Origin of the sequence: Streptomyces sp. NPDC093097 (assembly GCF_044754325.1) — a bacterium.
Classification (GTDB): domain Bacteria; phylum Actinomycetota; class Actinomycetes; order Streptomycetales; family Streptomycetaceae; genus Streptomyces.
Genome location: NZ_JBIVOW010000066.1, coordinates 1 through 1,270, shown reverse-complemented (window position 1 = coordinate 1,270; position 1,270 = coordinate 1). Strand labels below are relative to the sequence as shown.

Annotated in this window: 2 protein-coding genes; both read left to right on the top strand. The window is 66.4% G+C overall.

The window, feature by feature from the left end; genetic code table 11:
* The first annotated feature begins 69 nt into the window (after window positions 1-69).
* Window positions 70-378: a transposase gene (locus tag ACIQE0_RS38755; RefSeq protein WP_402341111.1), complete on the top strand. Its 309-nt coding sequence runs from the start codon at window positions 70-72 to the stop codon at window positions 376-378.
* Window positions 375-1,270 (top strand): IS3 family transposase (locus tag ACIQE0_RS38750; protein ID WP_402341108.1); only part of this gene is annotated, 896 nt, incomplete at its 3' end. The genes ACIQE0_RS38755 and ACIQE0_RS38750, both read left to right, overlap by 4 nt.

Genomic DNA, 1,270 nt, shown 5'->3' with positions numbered 1-1,270 from the left:
TGAGGTTCCCCCGAGATGCGGAGGATGTTGACAGAGGGTCAGATGGGACTCATGAGAGGACCTTTGACCATGGCCGCCCCCAGAAAGTACTCGCTGGAGTTGCGTGAGCGTGCGGTGCGGATGTACCGCACCGCCGAGCCGAAGCCCCAGATCAAGAAGCTGGCCGTCGATCTCGGCGTGCATCCGGAGGCCCTGCGTGGCTGGATCCGGCAGGCCGAGGCCGATGCCGGCGAACGCGACGACCGACTCACCACCGATGAACGTACTGAGCTCGCGGCGCTGCGGAAGGAGAACGTCCAGCTCAAGCGGGCCAACGAGGTACTGCGGACGGCGTCCGCTTTTTTCGCGGCCCAGCTCGACCCGACCCGGCCCAGGTGACGGCGCTTCTCGACGAGCACCCTCACCTGGGGGTCGAGCCCGTCCTCCGGGAACTGTCCATCGCCTCCTCCACCTACTACCGCTGGCGCCGTGCCGAGCGCGAACCATGCGAGCGCGTGCGCCGCGACGCCGAACTCACCGAGCAGATCAAGGAAATCCACGCCGAATCCGGCGGGGTCTACGGATCCCCGCGCGTGCACGCCGTACTGAAACGCGAGGGTGTCCATGTGGGCCGCAAGCGGGTCGAGCGCCTCATGCGCCAGGCCGACATCGCGGGTATCAGTCCGCGCCGCAAGGGCTTCACGCGCCGCGACCCGAAGGCCGCCCTCGCCCCGGACCTGGTCGAGCGGGACTTCACCGCGCCTGCGCCGAACCGGCTGTGGGTCACCGACCTGACGATGATCTCGACCGGCGAGGGACCCTTGTGGCTGTCCGCAATCCGGGACGTGTTCTCCCGCCGGGTGGTGGCCTGGGAGACCTCCGCCCGCGCGGACGCCGACCTGGTCCTGACCACGCTGGAGTACGCGCTCGCCTCCCGCGAGTTCGAGCCCGGACAGTTGATTCATCATGCCGATCACGGCTGCCAGTACACGTCCGTGAAGCTGACGACTCGACTTCTACGAGCGGGAGTTCAGGCATCCATGGGCTCCGTCGGCGACTCGTATGACAATGCCCTCGCGGAGAACCTCTGGATGCTCATCAAAACCGAGTGCATCCGCGGACGCACCTTCACCACCCATGCCGAGGCCAACCTCGCGCTCTTCGAGTACATCGATGGCTTCTATAACTCCCGGCGCATCCAGAAGCGGCTCGACTACCTCAGCCCCGTCGAGTTCGAGGAGAAGCACTACGCCGACCAGGCAACGACCAAACGAACGAACCTGCAACCCCG